Annotated in this window: 14 protein-coding genes; 5 read left to right on the forward strand and 9 right to left on the reverse strand. The window is 68.4% G+C overall.

Annotation, left to right across the window (positions count from 1 at the left end):
- The first annotated feature begins 2 nt into the window (after positions 1-2).
- On the forward strand, positions 3-1784 hold the full coding sequence (locus tag NQK35_RS03915; protein ID WP_257114599.1) for a chloride channel protein: 1782 nt from the start codon (positions 3-5) through the stop codon (positions 1782-1784).
- Between the two features lie 7 nt (positions 1785-1791).
- On the opposite strand, the gene NQK35_RS03920 is transcribed toward NQK35_RS03915, so the two are convergent.
- Together NQK35_RS03920 and NQK35_RS03925 are read right to left on the reverse strand one after the other, a co-directional pair.
- Positions 1792-3141 carry a class I SAM-dependent RNA methyltransferase gene (locus tag NQK35_RS03920; RefSeq protein WP_257114600.1) on the reverse strand — a complete coding sequence of 450 codons (1350 nt, stop codon included), beginning with the start codon at positions 3139-3141 and terminating at the stop codon, positions 1792-1794.
- A complete protein-coding gene (locus NQK35_RS03925; protein WP_257114601.1) occupies positions 3138-5198 on the reverse strand; it encodes an APC family permease in 2061 nt (686 codons plus the stop codon). The genes NQK35_RS03920 and NQK35_RS03925 overlap by 4 nt, the downstream gene beginning before the upstream one ends.
- Before the next feature lie 106 nt (positions 5199-5304).
- Between NQK35_RS03925 and NQK35_RS03930 the strand changes: the two genes are divergently transcribed.
- Both NQK35_RS03930 and NQK35_RS03935 read left to right on the forward strand, forming a co-directional pair.
- Positions 5305-5955: a potassium channel family protein gene (locus tag NQK35_RS03930; RefSeq protein ID WP_202812599.1), complete on the forward strand. Its 651-nt coding sequence runs from the start codon at positions 5305-5307 to the stop codon at positions 5953-5955.
- Between the two features lie 2 nt (positions 5956-5957).
- Positions 5958-6671, forward strand: a complete 714-nt coding sequence (locus tag NQK35_RS03935) for a potassium channel family protein (RefSeq protein WP_257114602.1) — start codon at positions 5958-5960, stop codon at positions 6669-6671.
- On the opposite strand, the gene NQK35_RS03940 is transcribed toward NQK35_RS03935, so the two are convergent.
- Genes NQK35_RS03940 through NQK35_RS03955 form a run of 4 tightly spaced genes read right to left on the reverse strand, consistent with a single transcriptional unit; the run spans position 6605 to position 8614 of the window.
- Positions 6605-7288 carry a DUF3159 domain-containing protein gene (locus NQK35_RS03940; RefSeq protein ID WP_257114603.1) on the reverse strand — a complete coding sequence of 228 codons (684 nt, stop codon included), beginning with the start codon at positions 7286-7288 and terminating at the stop codon, positions 6605-6607. The genes NQK35_RS03935 and NQK35_RS03940 overlap by 67 nt on opposite strands.
- Positions 7288-7668, reverse strand: a complete 381-nt coding sequence (locus NQK35_RS03945; protein WP_009211681.1) for an OB-fold nucleic acid binding domain-containing protein — start codon at positions 7666-7668, stop codon at positions 7288-7290. The genes NQK35_RS03940 and NQK35_RS03945 overlap by 1 nt, the downstream gene beginning before the upstream one ends.
- A gap of 1 nt (position 7669) precedes the next feature.
- A complete protein-coding gene (locus NQK35_RS03950; protein WP_257114604.1) occupies positions 7670-8302 on the reverse strand; it encodes a DUF3710 domain-containing protein in 633 nt (210 codons plus the stop codon).
- A gap of 9 nt (positions 8303-8311) precedes the next feature.
- Positions 8312-8614 (reverse strand): DUF4193 domain-containing protein, encoded by a 303-nt coding sequence (locus NQK35_RS03955; RefSeq protein WP_009211683.1) that lies wholly within the window; start codon positions 8612-8614, stop codon positions 8312-8314.
- 165 nt (positions 8615-8779) lie between these two features.
- Here NQK35_RS03955 and sepH point away from each other — a divergent pair, with 165 nt between their 5' ends.
- Positions 8780-9961 carry a septation protein SepH gene (gene sepH / locus NQK35_RS03960; RefSeq protein WP_257114605.1) on the forward strand — a complete coding sequence of 394 codons (1182 nt, stop codon included), beginning with the start codon at positions 8780-8782 and terminating at the stop codon, positions 9959-9961.
- Between the two features lie 6 nt (positions 9962-9967).
- Here the strand turns inward: sepH and NQK35_RS03965 are convergent, their stop codons facing one another.
- Both NQK35_RS03965 and NQK35_RS03970 read right to left on the reverse strand, forming a co-directional pair.
- A complete protein-coding gene (locus NQK35_RS03965) occupies positions 9968-11113 on the reverse strand; it encodes an alkaline phosphatase family protein (protein WP_257114606.1) in 1146 nt (381 codons plus the stop codon).
- On the reverse strand, positions 11110-11661 hold the full coding sequence (locus NQK35_RS03970) for a DUF5998 family protein (RefSeq protein WP_257114607.1): 552 nt from the start codon (positions 11659-11661) through the stop codon (positions 11110-11112). The genes NQK35_RS03965 and NQK35_RS03970 overlap by 4 nt, the downstream gene beginning before the upstream one ends.
- Positions 11662-11728: 67 nt before the next feature.
- On the opposite strand from NQK35_RS03970, the gene NQK35_RS03975 reads away from it, so the two are divergent.
- A complete protein-coding gene (locus NQK35_RS03975; RefSeq protein WP_257114608.1) occupies positions 11729-14197 on the forward strand; it encodes a DNA gyrase/topoisomerase IV subunit A in 2469 nt (822 codons plus the stop codon).
- A 61-nt stretch (positions 14198-14258) separates the two neighbouring features.
- Here the strand turns inward: NQK35_RS03975 and NQK35_RS03980 are convergent, their stop codons facing one another.
- Positions 14259-15473: a S8 family peptidase gene (locus tag NQK35_RS03980; protein WP_257114609.1), complete on the reverse strand. Its 1215-nt coding sequence runs from the start codon at positions 15471-15473 to the stop codon at positions 14259-14261.
- Positions 15474-15498 lie beyond the last annotated feature (25 nt).

Genomic DNA, 15498 nt, shown 5'->3' on the forward strand with positions numbered 1-15498 from the left:
GCGTGAGGGTCGGCCACACGGTCGCCGCGCACCGATCCCTGCTCGGCATTGCTGCGGCCGTGGTGGGCGCCGTCGTCGGCGCCGCGGCGGTCCTGTTTAACTTTGCGATTCGAGCGTGGACGTGGGTATCCACGGGCTTCACCGAGTACACGACCCACATCGGGTCGCCGCACGGGGTCTGGGGATGGGCTCCCTGGCTCTTCCTCCTCCTCTCCCCCGCGCTGGCCGGAGCGGTCTACGGTCCGCTCATTCAGCGTTTCGCCCCCAGCGCGAAGGGCCACGGCATTCCGGAGGTCATGCTCGCGGTGCGCCGCAAGGGCGGACGCATTCCCGGGCGTGTCGCGGTCGTGAAGATCGTGTCCTCGGCGCTGACGATCGGATCGGGTGGCTCCGCTGGGCGCGAGGGGCCCATCGTGCAGGTGGGGGCATCGCTGGGATCAACGATCGCCTCGTGGCTCGGGATGCCGGTCTCCCGAGTGGTGTTGCTTGCCTCGTGCGGGTCGGCGGCCGGCATCGCGGCCACCTTTCACGCGCCGCTGGCCGGCGCGGTGTTTGCGCTTGAGGTGATTCTCACGGAGTTCACGGCGGAGACCTTCGGTTTCGTCGTTCTCTCGGCGGTCAGCTCCTCGATGGTTGCCCGCATCCTTCAGGGCGATGAGATGGTGGTGCGCGTCGCGAGTGACCTGTCTTTCGCCTCTCAGACGGACATGTGGTGGGTGGCGCTGCTGGGACTCGTCGCGGGCATGTGCGGACTGGGATTCTCCAAGCTCCTCTACGCGTGCGAGGACGCGATCGACTGGCTGTGGGCGCGCACGCGCCTGCCGCAGTGGGCGCGCCCGGCGGTCCTCGGCCTCGTGCTCGGCGCGGGCCTGGTCGCGTTCCCGTACATGTTCGGGTCGGGTTATCCGCTGGAGGAGGATGCCATCGCGGGCAACTTCTCGGTTGCCTTCCTGCTGGCCCTGATGCTCGGGCGCGCCCTGTACACCGCCTTCACGATCGGAATGGGCGGGTCGGGCGGAGTCTTCGCGCCCACTCTCTTCATCGGAGCGATGGCGGGCGCAGCCTTCGGGGACGTCGTCTCCCCGCTGTCCGCTTCGCCCGTCGGTGTCTTCGCGGTGGTGGGCATGGGTGCCGCATTTGCGGGTGCGGCCCGCGCCCCCATGACGGCCGTTCTCATCATCGTGGAGATGACGGGGCAATTCTCCCTCATCCTGCCGATGATGTTGGCGGTCGTCATCGCCACGGGAGCCTCGCGTTTCCTGACCCGCGCGACCATCTACACCGAGAAGCTGCGTCGGCGCGGGGACGTGTTGGACGACCCGGTGGAGGGAACTCTCCTGGGCACGCGGGTGGCCTCGCAGTGGATGACGCACGCCCCCGAGGTTCTCGCCGCCTCCGCCTCGGTTGCCTCGGCCCTGTCGGCGCTGCGCCGCACGAAGGAGAGCGCGCTGCCGGTGGTCGACGGCGGTCGCTTCGTTGGCTTGGTGTCCTCACTGCGTCTGGCCGAACTCACCCAGGAGGGTGGTTCGCTCGACTCCCCGCTCTCCGATCTTCCCCTCATTGACGAGGCGGTGCCCGACGGCGCTCCCCCCACCAAGGTCCTTGAGGCGCTGCGGCGCACGGGCCTGCAGGCCCTGCCCGTCCTGGACAATCAACGCCGCGTCGTTGGCTGGGTCTCCGAGCGTGACCTGGTGGATCGCATGTACCGCGACCAGCGCCGCGCGATCGCGGCCCGCACGCAGACCTCATGGGGGTCGCGCCTGAAGGAGCGCCGGGCGAGGTGAGGAGTGCTCACCGCGACAGGACCGAGACCATCTCCACGTGGTGCGTGTGGGGGAATAGGTCCCAGGCCTGCAGGCTCGCCAGGGTGTAGCCGCACTCGGTGAGTGCGCGCAGGTCGCGCGCTCCGGCCGCCGGGTCGCAGGACACCAGGACGACGCGAGGAGCACCTGTGGCCGCGATTGCCTCGCATACCTCGGCTCCCGCACCGGCGCGCGGCGGATCGGCTACAACCACGTCGGGCACGGCACCCAGCTGGCCCGACAGGTCGACGACTCCCTCACGATCCACGTTTCCGGCGAACGCGTCCACCCAGTCAAAGGCCGCGAGGTTCTCGCCCGCATCACACACGGCACCCTCGTCGCCCTCAAGCGTCACGACGTGCCCTGACTCGCCGACGGCACGCGCGAGCGGCACGGAAAACAAGCCCGCGCCCGAGTACAGCTCCATGATCGCACGCCCAGCCCCGGCCTCGTGGGCACCAAAAGCCGCAGCCAGCACGGCGTTCGCGAGCACCTCGGCGCCGCACACGTGCGTCTGCCAGAAACCGGAGGGGCGCACGTAGTACGACTCGACGCCGGAGCCAAGCGGCACGTTCCAGCGCAACACATCGACGTCGATACGCACGCCGTCGGCGGCGTACGTGTCCTCGCCGATCAGGACGACGGGCTCACCGCCGGAGGGGGCCACCGCGCGCACGCGGTCCCCCGGCTTCCACAGATGACGCCACGGCGTGTCCTCATCGAACAGCCCGAGCTCGCGGATCGCGGGCACAGCAAGCGGCATGTCCTCGAGCGCGATCACGCGGCGTCCGCGGAACTCGTGCATGCCGGCGCGACCATCCGCGTCGATGACGACGTCAATGCGAGAGCGACGACCGGTCGGCGGATCGCCCGGGTCCTCATCGCCCGGCGCGGGAGTGACACGCACTCCCCCGAGGGCGTCCACGGCGTCGGCCAGAGCCTCGCCGCCCACGCGGCGCAGCTGCCCGGCGATCACCCGGGACTTCCAGTCGCGCTGAGCGGCGGGCGTCAGGTGCGCGAGTTCTCCGCCACCGACGCCTCCCGGACCGGCCTGGGGCCACACGGAGGGGACCCGATCGGGCGATGCCTCGACGACCTCGACGACGTCGGCCCACGCGAGCTTCTTCTGGACGGCGGTCACCCGCGCACGGACAACCTCACCTGGTGCCGCGTGGCGCACGAAGACGACACGCCCGCTCTCGTCGCGGGCGACGCAGGCGCCGCCGTGTGCGGGCTCGCCGACGGTCAGGCGAAGGACCTCGCCGATGCCCTCACGGGGCTGCGCGAGAGCGGGACGGCGGCGCGGGGAGGGACGGCGACGCGAGGGGCGAGGACTCACGGGGCCTCCTGGGAGGATCGCTCCGCAACGCGCGCCACGCTCGAGGTGCCGACCTCGGGTGCGGGGACGCGCAGGAACGGGTCGTTGACGCGCTGGCGGCCCTCCACGACATCGTCCTCGCCGAGCTTCCAGGGCACGACCGTGATGACGACCCCGGGAACGTCAAGCAGCGCGGCGCGCAGTCGCAGGGCCGACTGGTTGTGCAGGAGATTCTCCCACCAGTGGGTCACCAGGAACTGAGGCATGTAGACGACGAGCATCTCGGTGGGCGTTGCGCGGCGGCGAGAACGCACGTACTGCACGATCACCGAGGAAATGTCGCGGTAGGGAGCCGACAGAAGCGTCAGCGGCACGGGCAGGCCCGACTCCTTCCACTGGCGCAGGATCTTGTTCTCCTCCTCGTCGTCTGCCGCGACCGAGACCAGTTCGATGGAGGTGGGCGAGGAGGCTCTCGCCGCCGCGACCGCACGCATGGCGGGGCGGGACAGTGAGGAGACCAGGACGAGAGCGCGCACGCGGGTGGGCAGCGCTCGGCGCGCGTTCCAGTCGTCCACGCGCAGCTGGGCGCTCACCGTCTCGTAGTGCCGATGGATCGAGATCTGCACGCCGAAGGCGATCGCAATCATCAGCAGGGTGATCCACGCGCCGTGCGTGAACTTCGTGGCCAGCACGATCAGCAGAACCAGGCCCGTCATCATGAAACCGACGATGTTGACGGCCCGAGATCGCAGGACGGCCATGCGTTCCTGACCCGACTGGCGCGAGCGAAGCTGCTTGTTCCAGTGACGGATCATTCCCAGCTGGGAGAGGGTGAAGGAGATGAACACACCGACGACGTAGAGCTGGATGAGGCGCGTCGTCTCCGCGTGGAAGCCGACGATCAGCGCGATCGCGGCGACGGTCAGCACGACGATGCCGTTGGAGTAGGACAGTCGATCGCCTCGGCGCACCATCTGGTGGGGAAGGAAGGAGTCCTTCGACAGGACCGAGGCCAGGGTGGGGAATCCGTTGAAGGCCGTGTTTCCGGCCAGGACGAGGATGAACCCGGTGACGACGGTGATGAGGATGAACGGGATCGACCCCTGGCCGAAGACGGCCGAGGCAATCTGGGAAATCGCGGGGTTGATGGGCGTGTTCTCCGCGACGGCCCGTCCCCCGTCGGTGAGCTGCGCGGCCGGATCGTCGACGATCTTGACCCCGGTTGCCCTGGCGAGCACGAGGATGGAGATCATCATCGACGCCGCGATCATCCCCAGCATCGCCAGGGTCGCCGCCGCGTTGCGGGACTTGGGCCGACGGAACATGGGCACGCCGTTGGAGATCGCCTCGACACCCGTCAGCGCCGCGCAACCGGAGGAGAAGGCACGCATCAGGAGGAACGCGCCGGCGAGCCCGGCCAGGCCGTCGGTGTGACCGGGGGCGGCAACCAGGTCGTAGGCCGCAGTCGGCGCAACCCCCAGCGTGCCGGTCGCCATCTTCGCGAAGCCGACGACGATCATGAGCCCAATGGCCAGCATGTACACGTAGGTGGGCACGGCGAAGGCGCCACCGGCCTCGCGGGTTCCGCGCAGGTTCAGGGTCGCCAGGATCACGACGAGGCCGACCGCGATCGGCACCTCGTAGCCCGCCAGCGCGGGCACGGCGGTCGTGATGTAGTTCGCACCCGACGAGATCGAGACCGCGACGGTGAGAATGTAGTCCACCAAGAGGGCCGAGGCCACGAGCAGACCCCAGGAGCGGCCGAGGTTCGTGGTGACGACCTCGTAGTCGCCGCCGCCGGAGGGGTAGGCGTGAACGGTCTGCCGGTAGGAAGCCACGACAACCGCGAGGACGAGCGCGACAACGGCGCCGACCCACACGGACTGCAGGGCCGCCATGGACCCGGCCAGCGCAAGGGTGAGAAGCACCTCGTCGGGAGCGTAGGCGACCGACGACAGAGCGTCGGAGGCGAAGATCGGCAGAGCGATACGTTTGGGCAAAAGCTGGTGACCCATCGCGTCCGATCGCATCGGGCGCCCAATGAGCACGCGCTTCGCATAGGCCAACAAGTTCGTCACAGTGTGTAAGCCTAGTCCACCCGGCGCCCGCGCGGCAGGGCTGGGCACGCACGGATGGCCACCGCGCCCGAGGCGGAGTAGGTTGGTAGTCGTGCACTTTGTGATCATGGGTTGCGGGCGCGTCGGCGCCCGGTTGGCTTCAACGTTGGACGCCGCGGGGCATTCCGTGGCCGTCATTGACCAGGATTCCAAGGCTTTTTCGCGCCTTCCCTCGGACTTCTCGGGCCGTCGCGTCACGGGGGTGGGAATGGACCGGGACTGCCTGCGCCAGGCGAACATCAAGGAGGCCTACGCTTTCGCCGCCGTCTCCTCGGGTGATAACTCAAACATTATTGCCGCTCGCGTGGCCAGGGAGGTCTTCCACGTCGAGCACGTGGTCGCCCGAATCTACGATCCTGCGCGCGCCTACCTCTACGAGCGGCTGGGTATTCCGACCGTCGCCACGGTGCAGCGCACCGCAGAGTCGATGCTGCGGCGCATGCTTCCCCCCGACGCGTCGCTGACGTGGTCGCACCCAACCGGTTCGGTCGCGCTCGTGAACGCGACCCCCTCCCCCGGCTGGTACGGGCTGCGTTTCCCCGTCGTCGAGGAGCTGACGGGCTGCCGCATCGTCTTCACCTCGCGCCTCGGTTCGATCCGCACGGCCTCGCCCGACCTGGTGGTGCAGGAGCACGATCAGCTGTACTTTGCGATCAACGGGACCGAGACCGGGCCGCTGCGCGACCTGCTCGCGTCCGCGCCGAGGATGGAGGAGTGAGCATGAAGATCGTCATCGCAGGAGCAGGTTCGGTGGGCCGCAGCGTCGCGCTGGAGCTGCTGGCCCACGGCCACGACATTACGCTCATCGATCACACGCCCGAGAAGCTGCGGATCTCCTCGGTTGCTGACGCCGACTGGGTGCTCGCTGACGCGTGCTCCCCCGATGCGCTGCGCGACGCGGGCGTGGCCGAGGCCGACGTGATGGTTGCGGCCACGGGCGACGACAAGGCCAACCTGGTGATCTCACTGCTGGCCAAGACCGAGTTCGCGGTTCCCCGCGTTGTCGCCCGCCTGAACAATCCGAAGAACGAGTGGCTCTTCGACCAGGCGTGGGGCGTGGACGTGTCGGTGTCGACGCCTCGGATCATGACCTCACTCGTGGAGGAGGCGGTCTCGGTTGGCGTTCCCGTCAGGCTCTTTTCGTTCAACACGGCGGCCGTGTCAATGCACGCGCTGATCCTTCCGGAGGACTCGCCGGTCGTAGGCCGACGCGTGCATTCCCTGGAGCTTCCCGCGAACGCGGTGCTCGCGGCGCTGCTGCGTGATGGGCGTCCCATGAACCCCAGCGCCGACGACGTGTTCGAGGCCTCCGACGAGTTGCTCCTCCTGGTTCCCGACGCCGACAGCGAAGGCCTCGTGCGCCTGCGTCAGGCGGTGGCTTCTCCGACGTCGGAGGATTCGGAGGAATCGGAAGGAGAGTCGGCGGGGGCGTAGCCGCGCAGGCCGCGCCAGGTTGCCCACGCGCCGAGCGCGAAGAGGGGCAGCCCCAGGGCGAGCTTCGCGACTCCGAGGGCCGCGACGGCGCCCGCTGCCCACAGGGGCGCCTGGACGGCAACTCGCAGGGCAAAGACTCCCGCCCACATCCACGTGAGCGATCCGCATCGGCGTCGCAGGGCCGCGTGCTGCGGGTCCCTGCGCCAGGTGGAGGGCAGCCCGACCAGGGTCGCGTAGAGACCGGCGACGATGCTGCGACGCGCGAGTGCGGAGGCAGCGAAGGCTAGGGACATCGCGACGTTGGTGAGGATGCCCCACACGAAGTAGTTCTCGCCTCGCCCGGTTGCCGCGGCGAAGATGACACCGATCGCGACGCCGAGGAAGCCCGAGAGCGCCTGTCTGGCGCCCTGACGCTGGATCAGGCGCACGGCGCAGGCGAGCAGTGCAACGGCGGAGGCCGCGACGAGGGTGGGCAGTAGCGCGTGGGTTGCGACGTACACAACGACGAACACCAGCCCGGGGGCGGAGGCCTCAATGACGCCGCGGGTTCCACCCAGGGTCTGGGACCAGGAGAACTCCTCAGACGCGGACTGGCTCATCCAGCGCGGGGTGGGCATCAGCTCTCTCCGCCGATGACGCGGTACAGGGGGTTGATGATGACCATACGCTCCCCCACTCGTCCGACGGTCCCCTCGACCTCCAGGCGTTGGCCGACGCTCAGGCCGGGGATGGAGGATCGGCCCGGCCAGCGCAATTCCAGGGTATCCGTGCCGTCGTAGAGGGTCGCGACGAGGACACGCTGGCCTCCTTCCTCCGGCGGGTAGGTCATCCCCAGGAGAGTGCCGAACACGAGGGCGTGGCTCCGGTCTGCGATGTCGCGAATCGGGGTGACGCCTCGGGCGGCGCGGGCGGAATCCTCGTCGAGGGCGGCGTCCAGGGACCGCGCATCCTTATCGAGGCCCAGGGCGGCGCCGACGCGTGAGAGAAACGACCCCATGTCAGGCTTCCTGCGCGCCGACGGGAAGGCGGACGGGCAGCAGCTCCAGGCGCGTGCGCGGATGGTCGTCTCGGTGGACAACGATGCGGTCGATGACCTTCTCGATGTCGACGCCGACCTCCGCATTCGCGGCTGCGGGTCCGAGGATGTCGATGCGCGCGAACCAGCGGTCTCCTTCGCGCCCCAGGATGCGCATCCGCGAGGTCGCCGAACGCCCGTCCGGCATCTGCATGGGCATGTCGACGAGGAGCTCGTCGCCGTAGCGGGTGCGGATGTCGGCAACCTTGGCGTTCTGTTCCTCGAAGCCCTTGCGAATCTCTTCGCGCAGCTCCTCCCACACCCCTCCGGAGCGCGGCGCGGCCGCAACGCTCATCTGGATGCCGGAGTTGCCCAGGACGACGAGGATCTGCAGGACGGTCGTCCCGTCGTCCGCGACCTGGGTGCGCAGCTGCATTCCCTGAACGGCGGGGAACAGGATGGCTCCCATGTCGATGTAGCCTTCGGAGGTGTCGACCTCTCCGTAGTTTCGGGGGCCGGGTTCGCTCCAGATATCGGCGTCCTCGTCGGCAAGGCGAGGCAGTTCCTCCACCTGCTCGACCTCGCTCGGTGCTGTCTTCTTCTTGCGTCCGAACATTGTCCTGCCTTAGAGCGCGCACTCGGTGCACACGGGGGCACCGTTTTCGTCCACGTGGTCAAGCTGTGAGGCGTGATGGACGAGGAAGCACTGCGAGCACGTGAACTCATCGTCCTGACGAGGAACGACGTGAACGGTGAGTTCTTCCTTGGACAGGTCCGCTCCGGGAAGCTCGAAGTTCTCGGCGGCCTCGTTCTCGTCCTCCTCGATCTCGGAGGAGCCTGCGTCGTTGCGGCGCGACTTGAGTTCTTCGATCGAGTCCTCTGCGACCTCGTCTTCATTCTTGCGTGGCGCATCGTAATCGGTTGCCATGGTATTCCCCTTTCACCCTCGAGCCGGATTGCGCGAGTGGCCTATGGGCAGGGAGGATAACACTTGTTCGACTAATGTGCCATCGTATGGGTGACACGCGCACGGCTACGCGACATTGTCAGCATAATTTGAGACGATTCGACCAGGACGTAAGAGGAGGAATCGATGATTGAGCTCGAATTGCTCGGGACCAGCGCCGATGGCGAGTCCCTGGTGCTGACCGATGCACAGGGAGAACGCTACTCGGTGTTGATCTCGGACGAGCTCCGCGGCGCCACGCGGCGCGACCGGCCTCGGATCGAGGTCGCCCCGACGCGTCCCACGCTCGCTCCTCGCGACATTCAGGCACTCCTTCGGGCGGGCGCGACCCCCGAAGAGATCGCGGCGCAGCACGGGATGGACGCGGGCGCGGTGGAGCGTTTCGAGGCCCCCGTCCAGGCGGAGAAGGACTATGCACTCACGCGTGCGCGCGCCGTGCGCATCGGCGAGGGAGGGCCGACCATGGGCGACCTGGTTCTCGATCGCCTGGCAGCGCGCGGGGTGGATCCCTCGTCGCTGGAGTGGTCGGCGACCCGCGAGGTGTCCGAACCGTGGCAGATCGCCGTGACCTTCGTGCAGGGGGCAGCTGAGCACGCCGCGCACTGGAGTTTGTCGGCCTCGGGCACGCTCGAGGCGATCGACCAGGAGGCGCAGTGGCTTACCGAGCAGGTGTCCTCCTCCCCCACCGCCTCGATCTTCACTCCGCTGCCGCGCGCGGCCGCTCCCGATCCGGGTGGGGAGGATCTGCGTGCCCGCGAGGCCCTTGTCGACCAGCTCAACGCCGCCCGCGGCAAGCGCCAGAGGGTCGAGGTTGACCTGGGTGAGGAGGAGGACGAGGAAGCCGAGTACCTGGCTGCGATTTCCGCGCCCGAGCCCGAGGAACGGGAACCCGAGGCGTCGACTGGCCCGATTTCGGCGCGCATCTACTCGCTGGCCTCGGCGCGCACGAAGGGAGAGCCGAGCGACCAAGCCGAGGCCGCTTCCTCTCCTGCTCCTCCCGAGCCCCCCGCGGCGCGCCCGGCGCCGGACGATGCCGCGCCCGGGCACGCGGTCTCGCAGGGGGTCTTGCCGTGGCTGTCGGAGCCTTCTTCCCCCGACGCGGCCGCGGAGGAACCCGAGACACCGGCCATTCCGATGCGGGCGGTATCCCCCGAGGATGCCTCGCCGACCGATGCGGGGGAGCCGCCGACTACCGGCTCGGTGGCCGCCCAGGCGGCGGCTCCCACGCGGATGGTTCGCCCCGCATCAAAGAAGGGGCGCCGGTCGGTCCCCAGCTGGGATGAGATCCTCTTCGGATCTAAGCCGTAGGGCGCGTCAGGACAGGACGACCACCGGGATTCGCATCTCTGCGGACGTGAGGGACCCGTGGATGCCCGGCATCGCGATGGCCGACGCGCTCTGCGTGCGAGAGTCGACGACGCCGCCTCGTCCGCGCGCGAGGACCAGCAGGTCGCCGATGACGTTCGCGCCGTCGCCTGCACCGATGAGCGCGCTCACGTCTGGCCCTGACAGGATCCATGCCCGCTCGCCCAGCGTCTCGCGCCAGCGTTCTTCCACCCGGGCGCCCTGCCCCTCCTCGGCGTGTACGTGGACCGCGCGCGTCTCTCCGGCGACGATGCGCACGCCGTCGCGCAGGATGGGCGTGTGAGCGACGTCGATGAGGCTGGTCGACTCCACGTTGATCATGCCGTGGTCGGCGGTCACAACCGTGCGTACCCGGGCGGGAAGGCGGCGCAGCAGCGAGGAGAGCCCGGAGTCAAACTCTTCGAGCTGGGCGATCCACTCCTCGGATCCGACGCCGGCGTCGTGCCCCGCGTGGTCGATCTCGGACCAGTAGAGGTAGACGAGGGGCGTGCCCGCGCGCAGTTGAGCGAGCGCAGCGTTGACGCGCTCGCTCAGGGATTCGGCGGCCACGTGGCGGGCGCCGCGCAGGGCTGCCCCCGTCAGCCCCGAGCCCGCGAATCTCGCCGGTGAGATGACGGCGGAGTCAACCTGCCGCTCGGCGAGGCGCTCGAAGAACGTGGGTTTCGGCTGCCACGTGGCGGGCGCGGGCCCTCCCTGCATGGCGAGCAGGTTCATGACGCCGGAGCCGTATGCGACGGAGAAGCCCACCATGTTGGTGGCTCCGGGCCGCTCCCCTGTCCCGAAGGCGGTGATCGCGGCCGCCGTCGTGGAGGGGACCACCGTGTGGATGGAGCGGATGTCCTCGCGCACGCGGCGCAGCACGGGCGTGTGCCCCATGTGGTCGAGCAGCAGCTCGTAGCCGAGGCCGTCGACGAGGATGAGGAGGAGCTGGCTGGCACCCGGCTCGATGCCCAGGTTCCGGGCGGCGCGCTGGTCGGCTCCGGGCAGGGAGGGGTCGATGGCGCACAGGGACGCCGGGATGACGTCGGTGATGACCGGGTCGGCGGCTCCCGGAAGATCGGCGCCGGGCAGGTTCAGCGTTCCCATGGCACTCATTGCGCGCCCTCCGCCCGGCTGCGGGTGCCGGATAGGTGCGCGATCCGTTCGACGAATGCGAGGCCTTCCGCCAGTGCGTCCTGGCCATCGGCGGCGGCGGAGATGCGAAAGGTCATGTCGTCGGGAAAAGAGGTGCCGGTGAAGCCGTGGTCGGCCACGCAGTGGGGATCCTCGCACTGCGCGGCTTCGATCTCGAGGCGCCTCGCTCCTCCCAGGTCCAGGGCAATCGTCATCTCGGTGAGCCCGGAGGCGTTCTCGGGGTCCGCGTAGACCTCCATCGTGGAATATCCGGCGATGTCGCTGGCGCGGCGCACGGCCGTCGCAATGGAGACCGACCCGCCTTCCATTTCGTCCACGTGCAGCTGGATGATCGCTCGTTCGGTGAGCGAGGCGATGGTCAGGTGTCGGAAGACCGCGCCGCGGTCGAAGCCCGTGTCGACCTGGCACAGGGTGGCCAGAGGTTCGGCGCCTCCCAGCGCCCGACGCAGCGCGCTCTTGACTGCCCGGGGGTAGAAGCCGCCGCGTTCGATACGGGTCCATGTGTCCATCCACCAATTGTGCCCCGAAGCGGCGCGGCAGTCGAAATGAACGTCCGGCCGCGCAATAATTGCGCGTATGGCTAAGAAGGACCATGTCGTTGATATTCCCGAGGCGGACGAGAACATCTCCGAGATCGATGTCTCGGCGGAGATGCGCGGGTCTTTCTTGGAGTATGCGGTCTCGGTCATCTACGCCCGCGCCCTTCCCGATGCTCGCGATGGGCTCAAGCCCGTTCAGCGTCGCATCCTCTTCCAGATGGATCAGATGGGGCTGCGCCCCGACAAGGGGCACGTGAAGTCCCAGCGCGTGGTCGGCGAGGTCATGGGCAAGCTTCACCCTCACGGCGATTCCGCGATTTACGAGGCCCTGGTGCGCCTCGCCCAACCCTTCAACCTGCGGGTTCCCCTGGTGGACGGGCACGGCAACTTCGGTTCCCTGGACGACGGCCCGGCGGCTGCGCGTTACACGGAGGCGCGCATGGCCCCCTCCGCTGTGGATCTCGTGACCGGTCTGGATGAGGACACCGTCGACTTCGTGCCCAACTACGACAATCAGTTCATGCAGCCCGACGTGCTGCCCGCCGCGTTCCCCCAGCTCCTGGTCAACGGCGCGTCGGGCATCGCGGTGGGCATGGCCACCAACATCGCGCCGCACAATCTCTGCGAGGCCATCGCCGGCGCGATTCACCTCCTGGATCATCCCTCGGCGAGCGTCGCCGACCTGATGCGCTACGTTCCCGGCCCTGACCTGCCCGAGGGCGGGGTCATCGTGGGCTTGGACGGTATCAAGGAGGCCTACGAGACGGGGCGCGGCGCGTTCAAGACGCGGGCGAAGGTGCAGATCGAGCGGGTGACGGCGCGCAAGATGGGCATCGTTGTCACCCAGCTGCCCTACATGGTGGGGCCGGAGAAGGTCATCGAGAAGATCAAGGAGAACGCCAGCGCGGGGCGCCTGAAGGGCATCTCGTCGGTGCAGAACCTGACCGACCGCGTCCACGGGCTTCGCCTGGTGATCGAGGTGAAGAACGGCTTCAACCCGGAGGCGGTGCTCCAGCAGCTGTATCAGCGCACCCCCTTGGAGGATTCCTTCTCGATCAACGCCGTCGCGCTGGTGGGCGGACAGCCGCGCACGCTGGGGCTCAAGGAGATACTTCAGGTCTTCCTCGATCATCGCCTGGACGTGACGACGCGTCGTAGTCGCTTCCGGCTGGGTAAGTGCGAGGATCGCCTGCACCTGGTGGAGGGCCTGCTGGTCGCGATCCTCGACATCGATGACGTGATCGCAATCATTCGTTCGTCCGACGATGCCGAGGTGGCCCGCGAGCGGTTGATGACGGCGTTTGACCTGTCCGAGGCTCAGGCAACCTACATCCTGGAGCTGAGGCTGCGGCGCCTGACGAAGTTCTCGCGCATCGAGTTGGAGTCCGAGCGTGACGATCTGTTGGTAAAGATCGCCCAGCTGCGCGAAATCCTGGACGATCCGGAGCTGCTGCGTGCCCTGGTGAAGAAGGAGCTGCGCGAGGTCTCCGATCGCCTCGGCACTCCCCGGCGCACCCTGCTGCTGGCGTCGACGGGAGCCCCCGTGGGTGCGGGTGCCGACGACGCAGCGCTGGCTGCGCTGCCGTCGGTGTCGCGTTCGGGCAAGGGCCTGGACCTGCAGATTCCGGACGACCCGTGCGTGGTGGTCCTGTCCTCGTCGGGCGCCCTCGCACGCGTCGAGGGCGGGGAACCGCTGGAGCCGGGTCCGCGGGCCGCCTCGGACGGGTGGCGCGCGCAGCTGGCGTCCTCGGTGCGCTCCCAGGTGGCCGTCGTCACCCAGGACGGCATCGCGCACCGCATCGACGTGGTTGACCTGCCTGCGCTCCCCCGTTTCGACACGGGCCTATCTCTGGCCGCGGCGATGCCCTCGGAGTTGTTGTTGCACACGGATTCGGCGCCGGTCGGCCTGTTGGATCCCGACGGCACGGATGTCGTGGCGATGGGCACGGCCCGTGGCACGGTCAAGCGCTTGCGCCCGGACGTGCTCCAGCGAGACGAGTGGGAGGTCATCGCCCTGGAGGACGGGGATCGCCTGGTGGGCTTCGATCGGTGCAGCGACGACGCGGACCTGGTGTTCATCTCGTCGGATGCCCAGCTGCTGCGCACGTCGGCGGCGAAGGTGCGCCCGCAGGGGCGCACCGCAGGCGGGATGGCTGGCATGAAGCTAAACGCGGGAGCCGAGGCCCTGGGTTTTTGGGTGGTAGAGGCTCCCATTGACGCGGTCGTGGTGACGGTGGCGGCGGCGCTGGGGGCGCTGCCGGGCACGGGGCAGACGACCGTGAAGGTCACGCCCTTCGATTGCTACCCGGCGAAGGGGCGCGGCGGCCAGGGGGTGCGCTGCCAGCGTTTCCTGCGCGGGGAGGATCGGCTCGACATCGCGTGGGTGGGCACGAAGCCGGCACGCGCCGCTTCTGCGGATGGTTCCCCCATCGAGCTGCCGACCGAGGACGAGCGCCGCGACGGCTCGGGCGTGCCGATCACCTTCGCGATCGCGTCGATCGGCTGAGGTTCTCGCTGCGAGCTCCGCGTGAGGGGCCATCGGACGGGAACGGCCGCCCCTCATCGTCCTACTTGGCGTGGTAGCTCGGGCTGGTTCCGATGTGGGTCGGGTAGCCGTTCGCGGGGTTCTTGAGCGTGGTTTCGTCTATCCCCCGGTAGGTGTATGAGTTGTCGTTGACGATCTCGGTGGGATCCACGAGGCCGTCGGCGTATTGGCGCACCTCGCCCGGGGTGGGGCTGCTTCCGCCTCCCTTGTCGGCCAGGGGGTTCTCGTCGGGCAGCTGCGTGGGGTCGGTGTTGAGGATCGCGCCGGGGTCGATGCCGCCGTAGCCCGTGTACTGGTTCCACCCGTGGTCGGGGTTGAGTCCCGTCGTGACGAGGAGCTGGAGGAGCTGGTTGCTGGTGGCGTTGGGCCACTTTTGGCGTGCGAGGGCGAGCACGCCTGCGACGATGGGGGCAGAGACAGATGTGCCCGATACCTGAGCGACTCGTCCAGTGCCGTAGTCATGAACGGACAGGGGACCTCCGATTGCTGCTACTGTGACGCCCTGCCCCCAGGAGGAGTAGTCCTGCCTCGCGCTGTCGACGCCGATCGCGCTCACGCCGACGACGCCGGACCACTTCGACAGCGCCGCATCGTTATCGTCCTGCGCGTCGTTGCCCACCGCCGCGGTGATGATGGCGCCCTGGGACATGGAACGAGCGATAGTCCATTTCAACTCGTCGCTGTGTGAGTGGCTTGATGCCGAGAGGTTGATGATCTGGGCACCGTCGTTCATGGCAGCATTGAGCAGCCACGCGTACTTATGCTTGTCGAGCTGTGAACCAACCTGACAGTCGGAGGACGCTTGGTCACCGTCTTCCGTCGATGCCGTTCGATAGGTCAACAAGGTCGCTTCGGGTGCGATGCCGTAAGCACTTGATACAAGAACCGAAGCAACTGACGTTCCGTGGCCTTTGGAGTGTGGTGACGAGGTGACCGTACACTGCGGTTTGTCAGAGATTGAAGCCCCGGAGAGCTCCACAGCTCCGGTATCCACCTCGCCGTCCAGCATTGCTATGGTCACACCCTTGCCCGTGTATCCTTTGGCGCGCGCCTGGTCCAGGTGGTAGTAGGCGAAGTAGGACTGGTCGGCGGCGGTGATCGGATCGGTGGCGCGCGCGGGGGGTGCGGGCAGGAAGGCACCCGCACACGCGAGCGCGGCCGCCAGCGCGGCGCAGCCCCCACTCCGTCGCCCGGGCCATCTCGTTGTCGTCAAGGTCACCATTGGCGCGGGTCCCATCCATCGTCCTTCCTGGGGGCGGGCG

The organism is Schaalia odontolytica, assembly GCF_024584435.1.
GTDB lineage: Bacteria > Actinomycetota > Actinomycetes > Actinomycetales > Actinomycetaceae > Pauljensenia.

What these genes read in the sequence shown, in the direction of transcription:
- NQK35_RS03970 (WP_257114607.1), bottom strand. Translation starts at nt 11,661, where the DNA reads ATGGACACATGGACCCGTATCGAACGCGGCGGCTTCTACCCCCGGGCA.
- NQK35_RS03940 (WP_257114603.1), bottom strand. Translation starts at nt 7,288, where the DNA reads ATGCCCACCCCGCGCTGGATGAGCCAGTCCGCGTCTGAGGAGTTCTCC.
- NQK35_RS03980 (WP_257114609.1), bottom strand. Translation starts at nt 15,473, where the DNA reads ATGGGACCCGCGCCAATGGTGACCTTGACGACAACGAGATGGCCCGGG.
- NQK35_RS03975 (WP_257114608.1), top strand. Translation starts at nt 11,729, where the DNA reads ATGGCTAAGAAGGACCATGTCGTTGATATTCCCGAGGCGGACGAGAAC.
- NQK35_RS03955 (WP_009211683.1), bottom strand. Translation starts at nt 8,614, where the DNA reads ATGGCAACCGATTACGATGCGCCACGCAAGAATGAAGACGAGGTCGCA.
- NQK35_RS03950 (WP_257114604.1), bottom strand. Translation starts at nt 8,302, where the DNA reads ATGTTCGGACGCAAGAAGAAGACAGCACCGAGCGAGGTCGAGCAGGTG.
- sepH (WP_257114605.1), top strand. Translation starts at nt 8,780, where the DNA reads ATGATTGAGCTCGAATTGCTCGGGACCAGCGCCGATGGCGAGTCCCTG.
- NQK35_RS03930 (WP_202812599.1), top strand. Translation starts at nt 5,305, where the DNA reads ATGGGTTGCGGGCGCGTCGGCGCCCGGTTGGCTTCAACGTTGGACGCC.
- NQK35_RS03965 (WP_257114606.1), bottom strand. Translation starts at nt 11,113, where the DNA reads ATGAGTGCCATGGGAACGCTGAACCTGCCCGGCGCCGATCTTCCGGGA.
- NQK35_RS03935 (WP_257114602.1), top strand. Translation starts at nt 5,958, where the DNA reads ATGAAGATCGTCATCGCAGGAGCAGGTTCGGTGGGCCGCAGCGTCGCG.
- NQK35_RS03945 (WP_009211681.1), bottom strand. Translation starts at nt 7,668, where the DNA reads ATGGGGTCGTTTCTCTCACGCGTCGGCGCCGCCCTGGGCCTCGATAAG.